At 31.7% G+C, this 1,649-nt stretch carries 1 protein-coding gene; it reads left to right on the forward strand.

Features of this window, described 5'->3' with window-relative positions; genetic code table 11:
- A partial coding sequence (locus tag H3Z83_RS12805; protein ID WP_182125893.1) for a SprB repeat-containing protein occupies positions 1-1,649 on the forward strand: 1,649 nt, incomplete at both ends.

Consider the following 1,649-nt stretch of genomic DNA (forward strand, 5'->3'; position numbering starts at 1 on the left):
TTCAATAGTATTAACAGTTATTGGAGGAGTTGAACCTTATAGTTATAGTTGGAAACACAGTAGTGCATCAACTCAAGCACTTACAGGTTTAAGTTTAGGAGATTATGAAGTGACAGTAAGGGATGAGAATGGATGTGAAACTTCAAAATCAGTTAAAATAACTCAGCCTATTTTATATGGTATTACCAAAGTTAAATTGGTTAGGCCGTCAAACGATACTACTAATGATGGTAGTATGGAAGTTATAATTACAGGAGGGTACCCTCCTTATGAGTATCATTGGAAAAATGAGTTAGGTGAGAGTATTAAAAAAGAAACAAATAGTAACTCTATTCAAAGTAAAATAGAAGGGTTAACTGAAGGAGTTTATACTATTGAAATAACTGATAATAAGAATTGTATAATTAAAGAAACATACAATTTAGCAAACCCAGGAGAACTATTAGTTTCAGTAACTCAACTACAGGAAATCACATGTTATAATGCATCTAATGCAATACTAGATGTAATAGCTGTAGGAGGTATTGGAGGAAATAATTATGTATGGTACGATGCAAATACTAAAGATGCTGTAGGGACTGAAAAGAAACTAGTAGGAGTTCCAGCAGGAGATTATTATGTGATAGTGAGTAACGCAGAAGGAATTGAAGAACAAAGTGCTATTTTCAATGTAAATCAACCTGAAGAAATAAGATTACAAATAAATGAAACTCATTTAAGTTGTTATGAAGCAAACAATGGAAGTGTAAATATAGAAATTGAAGGAGGAAGTGGAGAGTATGAGTTCCGATATCGAAATAAACTAGGTTTTAATAATTGGATTTCTGTACTAGGAAGCACTACCAAAATTGAAAATTTATCAGAAGGAAAATATACAATACAGTTAAAGGATTCAAATAATTGTTTTGCAATAAATAGTACGACAGGAACTATAGATTTTGAAATAGAAATTATGCAGCCTGCAATATTAGAGTTAGTTAGTGATTTAGTAAATGATGCTAAGGGTTACGGATTGTCTAATGGTAGTATTGAAACTGAATTTAAAGGAGGTACTTTGCCTTATACATATCAATGGACAGATTCTACAGGGAAAATCCTTTCAGAAACGAGTAATACTATATCAGGGTTAATTGCTGGAACATATAGTTTAATAATAAGAGATAGTAAAGACTGTTCATTAAGTTTTGTATATGAAGTAGAACAGCCAGATGAATTAGAGGTTTCTATAGAAGAGAAATCAATCATAAGTTGTCAAGGTTCTAATGATGGAGTTTTACAAGCTAAACCTATAGGAGGAGTGTTACCTTATAAATATGAATGGTATAAAGAAGGCAGTACAGTATTATTAGGAGATGAATCTGAATTAGCCTCTTTAGAAAATGGGGTTTATTATGTTAAGATAATTGACGCTAATAATAATAAAGTATCAAGTAGTAGGTATACATTAACAGAACCAGAATTATTAGAGTTGTTTTTAGAATCAGATTATGTTTTATGCGGAACAGGAAATGATTGGACAATAGAGAGTATAGTAAAAGGAGGTACAGCACCATATACATATTTATGGAGTACAGGTACGAATACAGTGTCATTACAAGGGGTAAAAGCAGGAAGCTATATGTTAACCGTTGTAGATGCTAATGGATGTA

This window comes from Tenacibaculum pelagium (assembly GCF_014062345.1).
Taxonomy (GTDB): domain Bacteria; phylum Bacteroidota; class Bacteroidia; order Flavobacteriales; family Flavobacteriaceae; genus Polaribacter; species Polaribacter pelagius.